This window comes from Leisingera aquimarina DSM 24565, assembly GCF_000473165.1.
In the GTDB taxonomy this organism is placed as follows: domain Bacteria; phylum Pseudomonadota; class Alphaproteobacteria; order Rhodobacterales; family Rhodobacteraceae; genus Leisingera; species Leisingera aquimarina.
Genome location: NZ_AXBE01000013.1, coordinates 124,669 through 140,244, shown reverse-complemented (window position 1 = coordinate 140,244; position 15,576 = coordinate 124,669). Strand labels below are relative to the sequence as shown.

The following is a 15,576-nucleotide window of genomic DNA, read 5'->3' as shown; positions in this document are numbered from 1 at the left end:
CAGAGGCCGACAGTGGCGGCTGGGCTTGCCTGGGAATGCGGCTGCAGGCGCAGGAGCTGCAGCAGGCGCGCCATGCCGGCCTGCGGCTGGCGCTGCACAGCGGCGGAATGATCTCCTGCCGGCTGGCGCTGCGGTTTTTCCTGCCCGAAGGCGGCTTCCGCGACATCCACCCGCCGGCGCCGGTGCTGGTGCCGCCGAGCCAGCGCGAGGTTCTGCTGCATGTGCCCTGCGATCCCGGGCTGGCGGCACGGGCTACGGCTTGCGAGCTGAACCTGTTCCTGCTGGATGACAGCCTGCACGCCGAAAACCTGCAGATCGAGCCGCTTTTGATGCTGTAAACCCGCGCTCAGGCCGCGGCGGGATCCGGCCAGGCGCTGCTGCTTTGATCCAGGATGCTGCGGAATTCCGCCAGCAGCGCCGCTTGCAGCCGTTGGCGCTCCAGCAGCCAGTTGCGCGGATCGCCCAGCAGCGCGGCCAGCTGCCGCTGGGCGGCGGCGTAGGCTTCGCTGGTGCGCTCCAGCCAGGCGGCATCGCCCCAGTCCAGCCCGTCCAGCCGGGCCGCCGCCCTGGTGGCGGAGAGCCCGTGCAGATTGAGCCAGCTGGCCGCGGGCAGGCCCAGCTCATGGATCCGGTGGCGCGGCCCGGCGGTATAGGCGGGCAGGGCGCCGCAGGCAAAGGCGTCGAACAGTTTTTCGGTGATGTAATCGGGCTGATGGGTGTTCTCAAAGGCGCCGACCACCCGGGCGCGCCCGTCCAGCAGGGCCAGCTTGTCCAGATGCCAGTCGGCCAGCTGGCCGCGCGCCGGCCGCTCCGGCTGCCAGCTGCGGCCCAGCCGCTCGATGCAGCCCTGGCGGCAGGCCTGTGCAACCTGGGTGCGCCAGTGGCACAGGCCGGTGATGTCGCCCTCGGGCCAGCGCAGCGAATGATGGGCGCCGTCCCGGCGCTCAAACAGAAAGGCCAGGTGGCTGCGCCGCTGCAGGAAGGCCTGGCGCCAGTCCGCCGGGGTCAGCCGGGCGTTGCGGGCGAATTTCGCCGCATAGGCATTGGCAAAGCGGTGATTCGTCAAAAGGTAGTAGGGGATCCGGGTAAAGCGGAAGATGGCACTGCTGTGATGGGTCAGCTGATGCACCGGCAGCCGTCCCCAGGGGTTGTCCGCCAGGCGGCGGCGGGCCAGCGGCTGACGGCCCCAGAGCGTGTCCCAGAACGGCTCTTCCGATAACAGCACAATGGGGCGGCGGCGCTGACGCCAGTCCTCAACCAGCTCCCGGGGCGCATTTTCGATGTCCAGGATATGGGCAAAAACATAGAGATCGGCCTCGCCGGGGGTCTCCGCCTCCTGGATATGGCCGTCAAACAGCGGCGCCAGCGCCGGGTAGCTGAGCGGCGTGCGGCGGATATGCGCGCCGGTTTTGAAGATCCGTATCATGTGCTGCCGCCCCTGTACCGCCTGCCTGCCTGCGGGTGCCGGTTTCTGCCTGATGCTGCAGCAGCCCATAGCAGCCCGGCACCGGGATGTCCTCCCCAAAGGCGGTCCGGGGGCGGTACAGGGGCGGTCCGGGGGGATTGCGCCGGGAGCTGTCTTGCTATTCAGGCCTGCACGCCCGTAAAAGGTTTCCGGTACGGGCGGCCCCTGACAGGCAGAACAGACAGGCAGGCGCCGCGGCGGACAGCGGGTTGCGAAGAAGCCGGTGCAGCGGCAAGGCGGTTGAGGATCAATCATATGGCAGGCGATAGGGCAGAAGCGGCCCCTTTGGCAGCGGCTGGGGCAGGCCGGGGGATACTGTTGTGGGCGGCGCAGGCGCCGCTGGGCGCGGCCCTGCAGGCTGTTTTGCAGGGGCAGTATTCCGTAACCCTGCTCGAGGCGCTGCCTGCGGCGCTGCCGGAGGCGGCCGGGGCGGTTGTGCTGCTGGCGCGTTCGCCTGCGGAGGCGCTTTGCGCCGGACTGCAGGACGGGCTGGCGCCGGCTGCAGCCTTGGCCGCTGCGCAACAGGAAATTGAAACGGTGCTGGCGCTGCAGGTGCAGAACCGCCAGCGGGTGCTGCTGCTGGACGGTGCCGCGGCCCGGCAGGCGCCAGAGGCGCTGCTGGCCTGTTGCGGGCCGGCGGCGGCGGACGCTGCGCAGCGCAGCCTGCAGGATGCGGCGGGTGCCGCCCCCGATGCGGTGCTGCTGGCGCTGGCCGCGGCCCGGCTGCAGGCAGATCCCGGCCTGCGCCGCCTGGCCGGGCAATTTGCCGCCTCTGTGCAGGCGGGGCAGGCCGGGCAGGCCGCCGCGGATCCCGATGCGGCGCTGAAGATCTTTCTGGCCGGGCAGGACGCCGCCGAGGAACGGGCGCTGCTGCAGGCGCAGCAGCACAGCATGTATGAACAGATGGAAGCGCTGTACCGCGAAAAGCTGCAGCTGGAGCGGCAGCTGGAACAGGCCGGCGGGCGGTTCACCAGCCTGCAGGCACAGGCTGAGGCGGCCCGGGCGCAGCTGCAGGCCGAGACGGAGGCCCTGAAGGGGCGGCTGCGGGCCAAGGCGGAGCTGCTGGGGACGGCCGGACACAGGATTGCCGGTCTTGAGCAGGTGGCCGCCGCCCAGGCGCAGACTGCCGCCGGGCTGAAGGCGCAGGTGCAAAAGCTGCGCAACTCGCGCTCGTTCCGCCTGATGGCGCCGCTGCGCAGCGCCCGGCACGCGCTGCGCGGAACCCGCTGAGCCATGGCGGCGTTTTCGCTCTCTTTCCCGGCAGATTATGTGCTGCATATCGGCGCGGGCAGCGGCCGCGCCGCCGAAGGCTACGTGCAGGCGGGCCTTGACCCGGTGGTGCTGGCCGAGGCGGATCCCGAAGCCATGCCCGGGCTGCAGGCTCTGGCAAAGCGGTTCGCGCCGGTGCAGGCCATTGCGGCGGCGGTCTCGGCCAAGGGCGGCCCGGGCCGTTTCCACAGCTGCAACTTCGCCGGGCTTAGCAGCCTGTCAGAGCCGGCTGAGGCGCTGTACCGGCTGTTTCCGGGCCTGCGGGTGCTGGCGGAAGAGACGGTGGAGACGCAGGCTATTGCGGATCTGGCGGCGCGCTGTGGCCTGCCCGGGGCGGGGCGGGGGCTGCTGGTGATCGAGGCGCCGGGCCAGGCGCTGGCGCTGCTGCAGGCGCTGGAGCAGGCGGATTGCCTGCAGCATTTCCAGACGCTGCGGCTGCAGGAAGGCCGGGAGCCCTTGTACCGGGGGGCGCCGGGGATGGCGGCGCTGCGGGCCGGGCTGGAAGAGCTGGGCTATATCAGCTGGCTGGAGGCCGCGCCGGAAGATCCGGACCGGCCCTATGCGGTGGCCTGGCGCAATAACACGGCGCTGGCCGCCGAACAGAAATTGCAGGCATGTGAGCAGGCTGCCGAGCAGGACCAGGCCGTGGCAGAGCAGCAGCTGCAAGCCTGCACTGCGGATCTGGCTGAGCTGCAGCTGCGCTATGGGGCGCTGCTGCAAGAGAAAGAGGTGCAGGAGGATCTGCTGCGGCGGCTGGCGGACCGGCTGGCGCCGCTGGCCGGTGACGCAGAGGCCACGGCGCCGGAGCCAGAGGAATGAGCTCAGGCGGCACTGGCACGGGGGCCGCGGAGGATGCTTGCGCGCGGCTTGAACGGGTTCTGGCGGCGGAGCCGGACCGGCTGGCTGCCGGGCTGCAAGCGCCGGAAGCGGCCCGGCTGCTGGCGGACTGCCGCGCCGCTGCGCCGCAGCCTGCGCGGCCGGTCCTGCGCAGCCTGCATCACTTCGCCTGCACCGGCGGCACGCTGATTGCCAAATCCATCGCGGCCCTGCCCTGTGTCCGGCTGCTGAGCGAGGCCGATCCGTTCAGCACCCTGGGCTATCAGGGCGCCTTTGCGCCGCGCGACCTGATCAGCCTGGCCAAGGCAGGCTCCAGCCCGCCAGGGCAGAAGGTGCTGGCGCGGATTTTCCAGACCGGGCTGGCGGCGCTGGCGGCAGAGACACGGGCCGAGGGGCGCGACCTGGTGCTGCGCGATCACAGCCACAGCCATTTCTGCACCGGCAAAGACCAGCCGCCGCAGCGGCCTTCGATGAAAGAGCTGCTGGCCGCGGATTACCATTTGCTGAGCTTGGTGACGGTGCGCCACCCGCTGGATTCCTGGCTCAGCCTGCAGCGCCAGGACTGGCTGCATTTCGCGCCCGCCACGCTGCAGGAATACGCCCGCCGCTATCATCTGTTCCTGGACCATTACGCAGGCACGGAGATCCTGCATTATGAGGCGTTCACGGCGGCCCCCGAAGCAGGCATGGCCCGGATCTGCCAGCTGCTGGAGCTGTCCGCCAGCGCGGATTTCCAGCGCCGGATCGCGGCCCGGAGCCTGTCCGGCGACAGCGGCCGCAGCGGCGGCGCCATTGCCGCCCGCCCGCGCCGGGCAGTGCCTGCCGCGGTTGCAGCAGAGCTGGCAGATGCGCCGGCCTACAGCAGCCTCTGCGCCCGGCTGGGCTATGACCCGGATCCGCAGGCCCCCGCCTGGCCCGGCCAGGGTGCGGGCTGAGCCGGGAAACGGCGCTTCTCTGCTGCCCCCGCTGGTCTTTTCCGCCCTGCTGGCCTAAGCACGGGCCAGGCGAACAGGCCTTCAGCAACGGGTCATACTTATGAAAAAAGCTCTTATCACCGGTGTCACGGGCCAGGACGGCTCTTATCTTGCAGAGTTCCTTCTGGAGAAGGGCTATGAGGTGCATGGCATCAAGCGCCGGGCGTCCTCGTTCAACACCCAGCGGGTGGACCATATCTATCAGGACCCGCATGAGCGCCAGGCCCGCTTCAAACTGCATTACGGCGATCTGAGCGACACCTCGAACCTGACCCGGATCCTGCAGGAAGTGCAGCCCGACGAGGTCTATAACCTCGGTGCCCAGTCCCATGTGGCGGTGAGCTTTGAGAGCCCGGAATATACCGCCGACGTGGATGCCATGGGCACCCTGCGCCTGCTTGAAGCGATCCGCTTTCTGGGGCTGGAAAAGAAGACCCGCTTCTATCAGGCCTCGACCTCGGAATTGTACGGGTTGGTGCAGGAGACGCCGCAGCGCGAGACCACGCCGTTCTACCCGCGCTCGCCTTATGCGGTGGCCAAGCTCTATTCCTACTGGATTACCGTGAACTACCGCGAGGCTTACGGTATGTATGCCTGCAACGGCATCCTGTTCAACCACGAGAGCCCGCGCCGCGGCGAGACTTTTGTGACCCGCAAGATCACCCGTGGCCTGGCCAATATCGCGCAAGGCCTGGAGCCCTGCCTGTATATGGGCAATATCGACGCGCTGCGCGACTGGGGCCATGCAAAGGATTACGTGCGGATGCAGTGGATGATGCTGCAGCAGGACGCGGCGGAGGATTTCGTGATCGCCACCGGCAAGCAGTACTCAGTCCGCCAGTTCATCCAGTGGTCGGCGGCCGAACTGGGCATTCACCTGGAATTCTCCGGCAGCGGTGTCGAGGAGATTGCCACCGTGGCGGCGGTCGAGGGCGATAACGCCCCGGCGCTGAAACCCGGCGATGTGGTGATGCGGATCGACCCGCGCTACTTCCGCCCGGCGGAGGTGGAAACGCTGCTCGGCGATCCCGCCAAGGCCAAGGAAAAACTGGGCTGGGTGCCGGAAATCACCACCCAGGAAATGTGCGCCGAGATGGTCGCCGAAGACCTGAAAACCGCCCGCCGCCATGCGCTGCTGAAAGAACACGGCATGGACCTGCCGGTCAGCGTTGAGGGCTAAGGTCATGACCCGGATTTATGTGGCAGGCCACCGCGGCATGGTCGGCGGTGCGATCCTGCGGCAATTGCAGACGCGCCAGGCGGCAGGCGAGGATTTGACGCTGATAACCCGCACCAGCGCCGAACTGGACCTGACCGATCAGGCAGCGGTGCGCGCCTTCATGCAGGCGGAACAGCCCGATCAGGTCATTCTGGCGGCGGCCAAGGTGGGCGGCATTGTTGCCAACAACAGCTACCCGGCTGAGTTCATCTATGAAAACCTGATGATCGAGTGCAATGTCATCCATGCGGCCTTTGAGGCGGGGGTGAATAAGCTGCTGCAACTGGGGTCGAGCTGCATCTACCCCAAGCTGGCAGACCAGCCGATGGCGGAAGATGCGCTGCTCACAGGCGTGCTGGAACCCACCAACGAACCTTATGCCATTGCCAAGATCGCCGGCATCAAGCTGTGCGAAAGCTACAACCGGCAGTACGGCGTGGACTACCGCTCGGTGATGCCGACCAACCTCTATGGGCCGGGCGACAATTTCCACCCGGAAAACTCCCATGTGCTGCCCGCCCTGATCCGCCGCTTCCACGAGGCGGCCGCGGCCGGCGCAGAGAGCGTCACCATCTGGGGATCCGGCACGCCCCGGCGCGAGTTCCTGCATGTGGACGACATGGCGACGGCCTCGCTGTTTGTGATGGATCTGGATGCGGCGGCCTACCAGCGCGAGACCGATCCGATGCTCAGCCATATCAACGTCGGCTGCGGCGAAGACGTCTCGATCCTGGAGCTGGCGCAGCTGGTGGCAGAGGTGACCGGTTTTGAAGGGCAGATCCTGACCGACCCGTCGAAACCCGACGGCACCCCGCGCAAGCTGATGGATGTGTCGCGGCTCAAGCGGCTGGGCTGGCAGGCCGGGATCGGCCTGGAGGCCGGGGTGCGCGGCACTTATGAGTGGTTCCTGGCGCAGGGGTTGGGTAATCTGCGGGCCAAGTGATTTTCAAAGCGCAGCTGTTTTTACAAAAAGGTATTTCCGGATGATCCGCAGGGTGGTGTTTTTCGGCGCGTCGGTGACGGCACAGCACTATAATCAGCAGGGGGAGGCAACCGGCTATGCGGCGTATTTGGGCGCGATGCTGGACGAGGCCTGCGGCGGCGGTCTGGAGATCCATCAGCATGGGATGGTTGGCAGCCACTTCGACACTGCTGCCTGCATGTGCCTGCGCGATATCGCGGATCTTCTGGGGCCGGAGACGCTGCTGGTTTCGGAATGGCATTCCACCACCCTGCCGGTGTTCAGCCGGCCTGCGTTGAAATTTTACTATGACACTCTGGCAGCCTCTGGCGCAGCGGTGCTGAACCTGGTGCTGCCGATGAAAAGCGCGCAGCAGGCGGAGCGGCGCAATATCCAGCAGACCCGCAGCGCCCAAGGGCCGCGCTGCTTTCAGCGCAACCTTTACCGCGAAGATCTGGACCTGGACGCCTGCATCCGTGACGACCAGCACACCACGCCTTTTGGCGGGCGGGCCTATGCGGAAATCATCTTTCGCGACATCATGGAGATCCTTGAGCAGGGCCGCGGGCCGCAGGATCCGGGTGAAAGCCGCAGCTTCCAGGATGCCGAACGGGTCTATCCGCCGCTCAGCTGGCAGCCTGCGGACGGGGTGTTTCATCCCGGCGACCGGTTTCTGCTGCAGCTGCCTGCAAACCGGCGGCGGCTGGTGCAGGTGTTTGCCAAGATCCAGAAAGGGCCGGAGACGGCACGGCTGGCGATCCGCCATGGCAGCCAGGCCTGGCTGCAGGACACCTGGAGCAAATATTCCTATTACCGCAACCCCTGGACAAGCTTTGCGCCGCTGACGCCGGAGCTGGCATTGCCGGAAGGGGAGGCTGCGGAGCTGGAGATCGCGGTTAGCCCGGAAATCCCGGATTACCGGCAACTGGCGGAGGCGGGTTCAAAGGCGCTGGAGTTCATGCTGGGGCGGAATGTGAAAACAACCGCACTTGAGATATCCGGCGGGCTATACATGCGGGGAACCGGTGACTTTTCGGTCCGGATTCTGCGGGGAGGCAAGGCAGCATAATGATACATCCCATCCTTCTTTGCGGCGGCTCCGGCACCCGGCTGTGGCCCCTGTCGCGCAAGAGCTATCCCAAGCAGTTTGTGCCGCTGACCGGGGAGGAGACGCTGTTCCAGGCCTCGGCGGCGCGGCTGTCGGGGGAAGGCTTTGCGCCGCCCTTGGTGCTGACCAATTCCGATTTCCGTTTCATTGTCACCGAGCAGCTGGCGGGGGCCGGCATTGATCCCGGCGCCGTCCTGATCGAACCTGCAGGGCGCAACACGGCGCCTGCGGTGCTGGCGGCGGCCTTGTGGCTGGAAAAACAGGATCCCGAAGCGCTGATGCTGGTGGCGCCCTCGGACCATGTGGTGCCGGATGCGGCGGCGTTCCGGGCGGCTGTCACGGCAGGCGAGGCGGCTGCCCGCGCAGGCCAGCTGGTCACTTTCGGCATCAAGCCGGACCGGGCTGAAACCGGCTATGGCTATCTGGAGCTGGCAGAGGATCCCGGCGATTTCACCCCGCGCCCGATCGGGCTGAAACGGTTTGTCGAAAAGCCGGATGCACAGACTGCGGCGCAGATGCTGGCGTCGGGCAATTTTCTGTGGAATGCGGGGATTTTCCTGTTTGCGGTGAAAACCATCCTGGCGGCGTTCCGCGCCCATGCGCCGGATCTGCTGGCGCCGGTGCAGGCTGCCGTGGATCAGGGCCAGCCTGATTTGGGCTTTTTCAGGCTGGAGCCGGCGGCCTGGCAGGAGGCGGCGGATATCTCGATCGACTATGCGGTGATGGAGAAGGCAGAGAATCTCAGCGTTGTTCCCTTTGCGGGCGGCTGGTCCGATCTGGGCGGCTGGGACGCGGTCTGGCGCGAGAGCGGCCCGGACGGCAATGGCGTGGTGACGTCCGGGCCTGCCACCGCGATTGACTGTGCGGACAGCCTGTTGCGCTCCGAAGGCGAAGGGCTGGAGCTGGTCGGCATCGGGCTGGAAAATATTATTGCGGTGGCGATGCCGGATGCGGTGCTGGTGGCTGCGGCGGACCGCGCCCAGGATGTGAAGCGGGCGGTGGCGGCGCTGAAGGAAAAACAGGCCAAACAGGCCACTGAATTCCCCATGGATCACCGTCCCTGGGGCTGGTTTGAGAGCCTTGCCGTGGGCGAGCGCTTTCAGGTCAAGCGTATCCATGTTCATCCCGGTGCGGCGCTGAGCCTGCAAAGCCACCACCACCGCTCGGAGCATTGGATTGTGGTTGAAGGCACCGCCAAGGTGACGGTGGACGGCAGCGAGAAACTGGTGAGCGAGAACCAGTCGGTCTACATCCCGCTTGGCGCGGTGCACCGGATGGAGAACCCCGGCAAGGTGCCGATGGTGCTGATCGAGGTGCAGACCGGCAGCTACCTGGGCGAGGATGACATTATCCGCTACGAGGACGTCTATGCCCGCGGCCAGGGTGCCAAAGGGTAAGGCAGCAAAGGTCAGAGGGTAAAAGGCGGGGGCTCCCGCGCCTGTGCGCCGCATCATAGATGCGGCTCAAAGCCTTGGGCCCGGCGCCGCTGGCGCGGCGCAGCGCCATGCGAATGCATGGCGGCAGGCTCCCGCCCAAAGAAGCGCCAGGAAATTCCGGCGGCGTTCAGCGGACCAGCCATTCCTCGACCTCTGCCGCGACCTGCCGCATCCGGATCCAGTGTGCCGCCACGGGCTGGCCTGTCCTGAGCCGCAGCTTGCCGGTCAATCCCAGCAGCGCCCATTCGGGACGGGCGGCGCGCGGCACGTAAGGCTGTGACGGATCATAGGCGGGGTTTTCCTGCGGGCGGCCTGAGGGATCGCGCAGCAGGCTGCCGTAAGCGTCGCGCAGCCAGCGGTGTTTCCAGGCGCCCATGTCGCCATCGCCCACCACTGCCGGATTGCCGCTGATCACGCCCACCGGCGTTTCCCCCGCGGCGGCAGGGCGGATCTTTGCGCCCTCCAGCACCACCGAGACCCCGCGGCGGTCCTCACCTTGTGGATTGCCATCAGCCCATTCGAACCATTCGGCGTAATCGGCGCCGCCGCCGGACCAGGCGCCGGAGCAGCTGCCGTTGCCATCCGCACCCAGCCGGAAATCGGCGCTGCCATCGCCTGCCAGCAGGTAATCGGCGCTGCCGCCCAGGATTTCCAGATGCGCCGCCGGGCTGGCGGTGCCAAACCCTGCGCGCCCGTCTGCGGTCAGCGCCAGCGCAGTGCTCCAGGCGCTGCCGTCAGCGGAGACCTTGATGGAGAAATCATCAGAGCCCGCCAGCCCCATTTCGGCCCGGCCGCTCCAGTCCGACTGAAACAGCAGCGCGGCGGTGTCGGGGCTGCCGGCCTTGTTCAGTTTGAGCTGATGGCCGGCCCCGGCATGGGTCAGCAGCGTGGCGGGCCCCGCAACCGACAGCGGATTGGCGGCATCCGCGGCGGTGCCCACCCCGAGAGGACCGAGGTTCTGGGTTTCAGCGGGCGGCAGGATCCAGCTGCTGCCGTCCCAGACCCTGAGTTCGCCTTCCGCCAGGCTCCAGGCGCGCCAGCCGGGGGAGGGCGCCAGAAACAGCCAGCCTTCGCCCTGCCAGACGGCAATCTCAGCCCCGTGGCCGGCCCAGGCACCGGTCGGGGTCTGTGCCAGCGCATGGGTCTCGCCCACAGCGGGGCCGGCGGGCGGGGCGGCGGTATCAAAGCCCTCGACGCGGAGCTGCACCAGCGCATCCAGCATCTGCAGCGCCTCGTTATGGGTCACATGTTTCTGCGCCTGGCTCGGCATCAGATAGGGCAGGGCAAGGATCGGCGAGGACTGGGTCATGGGCGGGGCTCCGGCGGCGGCAAAAAACGGGTTCCGCGCCAGAGTGCCAGAGCCGCGTCAAACTGCTGATAACGGAGCGTGCGCTGCTTGCGCAACGGGGGAAGCAGGGCAAACAGGGCGTATGCGCGGGCCGCGCCTGTTCCCGGCCCGTTTCCGGCCTGTTTTGGGTCTGTTCGTTCAATTGTCGTCAATCTGTAAACAATGTCCCAGATTTTGCCCCCTTTGCTTCCCGTTTTGCGCCCCGCGCCCCGGCCAGTCTCAGCCCCGGGCCGCAAGCATAAAGGAGCGGGGTTATGGCATTGGCATTCACCGGGCGGTTCGCCGCAGAGGATCTGATTTTCGGCGCCGATCTGCGCGATCTGGAAATCGCCGTGCAGGACGGCCAGGCGGTGCTTTATGCGGTCACAGGCATGAATGGCGGTCTCAGCCGCTGGCAGCTGGACGGCACCGGCGCCCTGCCGCAGCTGGCGGGCCAGCAGCTGCACGGGGAGGCCGGGATCCGGACCGGGGATTTCCACCTGGCAGAAGCCGGCGGCGGGCTGCGGCTGCTGCAGGGCCAGACCAGCCAAAGCGTGCTGACCTTCTATGAGATTGCGGGCGACGGCAGCCTGGGCCGCCAGGACAGCGATGCGCTGGCAGGCGCCGATGCGGGCGGCTTTGGCGCGGTGGCGGTGCTGGAACTGGCGGATGGAAAATCCGCGTTTTATGCGGTTGGGGCGGCCAGCGGCGATCTGCAGGGCTGGCAGCTGGATGCGGCGGGGGAGGTGCAGGGCCAGGCCGGTGCCGCGGGTGTCCATGCGGCCTACAGCCTGGATCCGGCGGCGCTTTTGGCTTTGGTGCAGACGGCGGGCGGCCCGGTGCTGCTGGCGGCGGATGCGCGGGGGCTGCACAGCTTCCGGGCCGATGCCGCCAGCGGTGCGTTGAGCCCCGGCAGCGATCTGGGGGCGGACCAGGGGCTGGCAGTGTCCGGCATCACCGTGCTGGAAGGGTTCGAGGCCGGCGGCAACGCCTGGGCGCTGCTGGGCGCGGCGGGCAGCAGCTCGCTTACTCTGATGCAGGTGGGCGCGGATGGCGGTCTGCAGGTCGTGGCCCAGCTGCAGGATACCGCGATGACCCGTTTCGGCGGCCTCAGCGCGCTGGAGGTGGTGGAGGCAGAGGGCCATGTGCTGGTGCTGGCGGCGGGCAATGACGGCGGCCTCAGCCTGTTCACCCTGACCCCGGGCGGCGAGTTGATTCATCTTGAGAGCCTGGAGCACACGCCGGGGCTGGGCTTGCAGAATGTGACCGCGCTGGAAGCGGCGGCGGTTGGCGGCTCTTTGCAGATCTTTGCCGCCTCCGGCGCTGAAGGCGGCATCAGCCAATTCACCCTGCCGCTTGGCAGCCTGGGCGATGTGCGGATGGCGGCAGCGGGGGCGGCACGGCTGGACGGCAGTGCCGGCAATGACGTGCTGGAGGGCGGCCGGAGTGGTGCAAACCTCTATGGCCAAGCTGGTGATGATGTGCTGGTTGCGGGGGCGGAAGGCGGCTGGCTGACCGGCGGCAGCGGCGCCGATACCTTTGTCATCAACCCGGCGGCAGGGGCGGTGACGGTGCGCGATTTCACTCCCGCCGAGGACCGGCTGGACTTGTCGCTGTTTGACGGGCTCTACAACACCGGCCAGCTGGACGCGCAAGCGCGCAGCACCGGCATAGTGATGGCGGCGGGGGACACCCGGATCATGCTGATCAGCGATGCGGGCACGCCGCTGGAGCTGGCGGATGTGTTCGGCCCGGACCTGCGGTTTTCCTTCCCGCAGCGGCAGGATCCCGGCGTCACCCTGCCGGGCGGCAGTTTCTACGGCGGCAGCGGCGCTGACCGGCTGGACGGCACCGGCGGCGATGACCTGCTGAGCGGCGAGGGCGGCAACGACCGGCTGGAGGGCGGCCGCGGCAATGACAGTCTTAAAGGCGGCAGCGGCAACGACCGGCTGGAAGGCGGCGGCGGCAGCGACAGGCTGAAGGGCAGCAGCGGCAACGACCTGCTGAAAGGCGGCGGCGGCGATGACAGGCTTTATGGCGGCAGCGGCGGCGACAGTCTCAAGGGCGGCGGCGGTCAGGACCTGCTGTCCGGGCAGGGCGGTCAGGATCTGCTGCAGGGCGGCCGCGGCGGCGATACCCTGTCCGGCGGCGGCGGCAAGGACCAGCTCAAGGGCCAGGGCGGGCATGACCACCTGGAGGGCGGCAAGGGGCATGATCTGCTCAGCGGCGGCGGCGGCGAAGATGTCTTTGTCTTTGCCCGCGGCCACGGGCGCGACACCATTTCCGATTTCCGCCCGGGCCGCGATCTGATTGATCTGCAGGCGGCTGCGGCGGATGGGTTTGCGGATCTGGACATCAGCCGCCAGGACGGCGGTGCGCTGATCCTCACCGGGTCGGGAAGGATTTTTTTGCAAGACCTGAACCCGGGCCGGCTGGATGCGGATGGCTTTTTGTTTTGAGGATGGCCGAGGCTAAGGATGACGCTGGCAGGATATGCCAAACGTATACACTTTTGACAGTGGGGGTCCTGCGGCTGCGAAACAGGATGCCGCGCCAGCTGCCGGCGCGCTTTCTCGGGAAGGCAAATGCGCCATGCGGCCGGAGACCTGCGCCGTGACGGCATCTGGGCAATGGGTCTTCCAGCAGATCAGTTGCCGATGTCAGGAAGATCAGGGGCTTGCCGTTTGCCGGGCTGTTGGCGGCAACCCGTTAGCGGCATCAGGTGATGCTGTACTTGCGCCGGGTTTCCGCTTCTAGGGGGCGCAATTGAAATTATATTACATAATACTCATTACACCCGTATATATGTAGCCGCGGCACATTCTAGATTGGGTTGCGACAATTCCCCTATCTTGCTGGAAAGCAAGGAGAATGGAAGATGGCCCACATAGAGCTGGATTTGCGTGAACGGCGCGCAATTGAGGATATGCTGAACGCAAAGACGCCCGTGAGCAAGATCGCGGCTGCCCTCGGGCGCTGCAGATCGACGGTATTCGGGGAGTTGAAGCGGAACCATTTCTCGGATCCTTGCCTGCCGAAATGTGATGGCTGTTATGGCGCCGCAGCCCAGCTGATGGCGGCCGGCCGGCGCGCGAGGCAACGCAAGCTGATCCGTCATCCGGAGTTGTGCCGCCGTGTCGTCGAGCGGCTGAAGAATGGCCGGATGCCAGAACAGATCGGCAACCGGATGATCCATGAAGGCGCCAGGCTGCGGGTCTGCCAGGAAACCATCTACCGCTACATCCATTCCAAGGAAGGTATGGCGCAGGAGCTTTGGTGGTATCTGCCTGCCCACCGTACGGCCCGCAGGCCGAGGCGGGCCCGCAAGCGCCAGAAGGCAAAATTCCATCGTGATGCCAGTATCCTGTTCCGGCCCGGCGCCGTAGCGCACAGGCGTCAATCCGGCCACTGGGAAGCAGATCTTATGCTGGTCAAACAAAGCCTTGGACAGTCCAGCGCGACCTCAATGGTTGAGCGTGTCAGCCGCTTCACGGTTCTCTTAAAGAACCCGGACAAGCGTACCAAACCGGTTATGCCTTGCCCGTCAGGCGATTGCGAAGCCATCTGCCGAGAGGGGCAAGATCATGAAAGCAAGCAGCGACTTGCCTCTGGCTGCCCGCAAATCCATCACTTTCGACCGCGGCACCGAATTCGTGTCCTGGCCGCATCTGCAAGCACAGACCGGTACGCAGACTTGGTTTTGCGACCCCTCCTTGCCTTGGCAAAAGGGCACGGTTGAGAACACCAACCGGCGGGCCCGGCGATGGCTCCCGCGGAAGCACGATATCCGGCAGCTCTCAGATCACGACATGAAAGTAATTTGCGACCGTCTTAACAACACGCCCCGCAAATGCCCTGGGTGGAAGACGCCCGCGGAGGTCTTCAGAGAGAAAATGATGGAAGAACTGGGCCGCTCCCCCAACCCTCAGAGGCAATAGGTGCCGCGGTTCAGGTGTCGCTCACAGCAGGAAAGCGCGCTGCTCCGGCTGGCCCAACTGGACCGAAGCTGCATATTTGGGCGTTATGAAGAACAATAGTCGAACAAGGTCCAGTTGGGCCTGGCAGGTTTAGCCCCGAGCCTTGCCAGTTCTTCGCGGTCAGAGATGCTCACGTCAACCGTCCCGCATCTTGATCAGCTTCGCGGGGATGCCACCGACGATGCTGTAAGGGACGACATCCCGGTTCACCACGGCGCCGGCCGAGACGATGCTGCCCTGCCCGATGCGGACCCCGTCCAGGATCTTGGCGCCGGCGCCGAGCCAGACATCGTCCTCGATGACGATCCCTTTGCCTGTGATTGGCTGCTGGTTCATCGGCAGGGAGAGGTCCCCGTATTCGTGATCGCCCGAGACGATATGGCAATGCCCGGCGATCAACGCGTTGTTGCCGATGTCGATTCCGCCGAACCCGTTCAGGATCGCATAGGCCCCGACGAAACAATCATCCCCAAGCGTAACATGCCCCTCATAGCCGGTCTCGAAACGCACGCCCTGGGCGACCTGGTTTCGCGCCCCCAACCGGACCGAGGCCGCAGTGCTTTTGATATCGAAGCAGACATGCTCGTCGACGAGTGTACCCTCGCCGACAAAAAACCGTTTCGGGCAGCGCAGCGTGACATTGCGGGAAAACGCAACACCGCGTCCGCAATCCCCCAGAAACCACGGATAAAACTTCTGGCGCAGGAACACGCCCGCCGCACCGGGGAAACCAGCGAAGAGGGTCACATAAAGCTCGTAGCGGATGAAGGCACCGATGCGGTCGCTGCCGACGACCCGTGCCATGTATTTTCTGAACGCGCCGCCTTCACGGTGCACCAGGCGATCGGATTTTATGGGTGAAGACAAACGAACTCCCTTCGTTCCAGCTTGAGGCGCAACGGGTTTAGCCGCAGCGCAGTCTGACATCTCTGCCAAGATCTTTGAAGAGGGTCAGGACGTTATCGCACAGCCAGAGGGGGCAGCCGTTTCGGCGCTGCGCAAC

Annotated in this window: 12 protein-coding genes and 1 pseudogene; 10 read left to right on the top strand and 3 right to left on the bottom strand. The window is 66.4% G+C overall.

All coding sequences use genetic code 11. The features are described from left to right. Positions 1 to 338 (top strand): hypothetical protein (locus AQUI_RS31110; protein WP_027256157.1); only part of this gene is annotated, 338 nt, incomplete at its 5' end. Between the two features lie 8 nt (positions 339 to 346). Here the strand turns inward: AQUI_RS31110 and AQUI_RS27095 are convergent. Further along, positions 347 to 1,426: a glycosyltransferase family 10 domain-containing protein gene (locus tag AQUI_RS27095; RefSeq protein ID WP_156916762.1), complete on the bottom strand. Its 1,080-nt coding sequence runs from the start codon at positions 1,424 to 1,426 to the stop codon at positions 347 to 349. A 294-nt stretch (positions 1,427 to 1,720) separates the two neighbouring features. Between AQUI_RS27095 and AQUI_RS0102915 the strand changes: the two genes are divergently transcribed. The 7 genes from AQUI_RS0102915 (at position 1,721) to AQUI_RS0102885 (ending at position 9,230) form a co-directional block, all read left to right on the top strand. After that, positions 1,721 to 2,695: a hypothetical protein gene (locus tag AQUI_RS0102915; RefSeq protein WP_027256156.1), complete on the top strand. Its 975-nt coding sequence runs from the start codon at positions 1,721 to 1,723 to the stop codon at positions 2,693 to 2,695. 3 nt (positions 2,696 to 2,698) lie between these two features. Continuing rightward, on the top strand, positions 2,699 to 3,553 hold the full coding sequence (locus AQUI_RS0102910; RefSeq protein WP_027256155.1) for a hypothetical protein: 855 nt from the start codon (positions 2,699 to 2,701) through the stop codon (positions 3,551 to 3,553). Next, complete coding sequence (locus AQUI_RS27090) at positions 3,550 to 4,506, top strand: sulfotransferase family protein (RefSeq protein WP_051371802.1); 957 nt, start codon at positions 3,550 to 3,552, stop codon at positions 4,504 to 4,506. Before AQUI_RS0102910 ends, AQUI_RS27090 begins: the two co-directional genes overlap by 4 nt. A gap of 100 nt (positions 4,507 to 4,606) precedes the next feature. After that, on the top strand, positions 4,607 to 5,725 hold the full coding sequence (gene gmd, locus AQUI_RS0102900; protein WP_027256154.1) for a GDP-mannose 4,6-dehydratase: 1,119 nt from the start codon (positions 4,607 to 4,609) through the stop codon (positions 5,723 to 5,725). A 4-nt stretch (positions 5,726 to 5,729) separates the two neighbouring features. After that, positions 5,730 to 6,707, top strand: a complete 978-nt coding sequence (fcl, locus tag AQUI_RS0102895; RefSeq protein WP_027256153.1) for a GDP-L-fucose synthase — start codon at positions 5,730 to 5,732, stop codon at positions 6,705 to 6,707. 40 nt (positions 6,708 to 6,747) lie between these two features. Further along, positions 6,748 to 7,794, top strand: a complete 1,047-nt coding sequence (locus tag AQUI_RS0102890) for a hypothetical protein (RefSeq protein WP_027256152.1) — start codon at positions 6,748 to 6,750, stop codon at positions 7,792 to 7,794. Continuing rightward, positions 7,794 to 9,230, top strand: coding sequence for a mannose-1-phosphate guanylyltransferase/mannose-6-phosphate isomerase (locus AQUI_RS0102885; protein ID WP_027256151.1), 1,437 nt, complete (start codon positions 7,794 to 7,796; stop codon positions 9,228 to 9,230). Before AQUI_RS0102890 ends, AQUI_RS0102885 begins: the two co-directional genes overlap by 1 nt. Before the next feature lie 166 nt (positions 9,231 to 9,396). Here the strand turns inward: AQUI_RS0102885 and AQUI_RS0102875 are convergent, their stop codons facing one another. Beyond that, positions 9,397 to 10,578 (bottom strand): peptidase G2 autoproteolytic cleavage domain-containing protein, encoded by a 1,182-nt coding sequence (locus AQUI_RS0102875; protein ID WP_027256150.1) that lies wholly within the window; start codon positions 10,576 to 10,578, stop codon positions 9,397 to 9,399. A 293-nt stretch (positions 10,579 to 10,871) separates the two neighbouring features. Between AQUI_RS0102875 and AQUI_RS0102870 the strand changes: the two genes are divergently transcribed. Together AQUI_RS0102870 and AQUI_RS27085 are read left to right on the top strand one after the other, a co-directional pair. Beyond that, the gene (locus AQUI_RS0102870; RefSeq protein ID WP_027256149.1) at positions 10,872 to 13,055 is read left to right on the top strand and encodes a calcium-binding protein; all 2,184 of its coding nucleotides are present in this window, start codon (positions 10,872 to 10,874) and stop codon (positions 13,053 to 13,055) included. A gap of 419 nt (positions 13,056 to 13,474) precedes the next feature. Further along, a pseudogene (locus AQUI_RS27085) lies at positions 13,475 to 14,534 on the top strand (IS30 family transposase). Between the two features lie 174 nt (positions 14,535 to 14,708). Here AQUI_RS27085 and AQUI_RS29115 read toward each other — a convergent pair. Next, the gene (locus AQUI_RS29115) at positions 14,709 to 15,440 is read right to left on the bottom strand and encodes an acyltransferase (protein WP_169730752.1); all 732 of its coding nucleotides are present in this window, start codon (positions 15,438 to 15,440) and stop codon (positions 14,709 to 14,711) included. Positions 15,441 to 15,576: the final 136 nt, after the last annotated feature.

Coding starts and splice junctions, on each gene's coding strand:
- AQUI_RS27090 (WP_051371802.1), top strand. CDS start 3,550: ATGAGCTCAGGCGGCACTGGCACGGGGGCCGCGGAGGATGCTTGCGCG.
- AQUI_RS0102890 (WP_027256152.1), top strand. CDS start 6,748: ATGATCCGCAGGGTGGTGTTTTTCGGCGCGTCGGTGACGGCACAGCAC.
- AQUI_RS0102870 (WP_027256149.1), top strand. CDS start 10,872: ATGGCATTGGCATTCACCGGGCGGTTCGCCGCAGAGGATCTGATTTTC.
- gmd (WP_027256154.1), top strand. CDS start 4,607: ATGAAAAAAGCTCTTATCACCGGTGTCACGGGCCAGGACGGCTCTTAT.
- AQUI_RS0102910 (WP_027256155.1), top strand. CDS start 2,699: ATGGCGGCGTTTTCGCTCTCTTTCCCGGCAGATTATGTGCTGCATATC.
- AQUI_RS0102875 (WP_027256150.1), bottom strand. CDS start 10,578: ATGACCCAGTCCTCGCCGATCCTTGCCCTGCCCTATCTGATGCCGAGC.
- fcl (WP_027256153.1), top strand. CDS start 5,730: ATGACCCGGATTTATGTGGCAGGCCACCGCGGCATGGTCGGCGGTGCG.
- AQUI_RS0102885 (WP_027256151.1), top strand. CDS start 7,794: ATGATACATCCCATCCTTCTTTGCGGCGGCTCCGGCACCCGGCTGTGG.
- AQUI_RS0102915 (WP_027256156.1), top strand. CDS start 1,721: ATGGCAGGCGATAGGGCAGAAGCGGCCCCTTTGGCAGCGGCTGGGGCA.
- AQUI_RS27095 (WP_156916762.1), bottom strand. CDS start 1,426: ATGATACGGATCTTCAAAACCGGCGCGCATATCCGCCGCACGCCGCTC.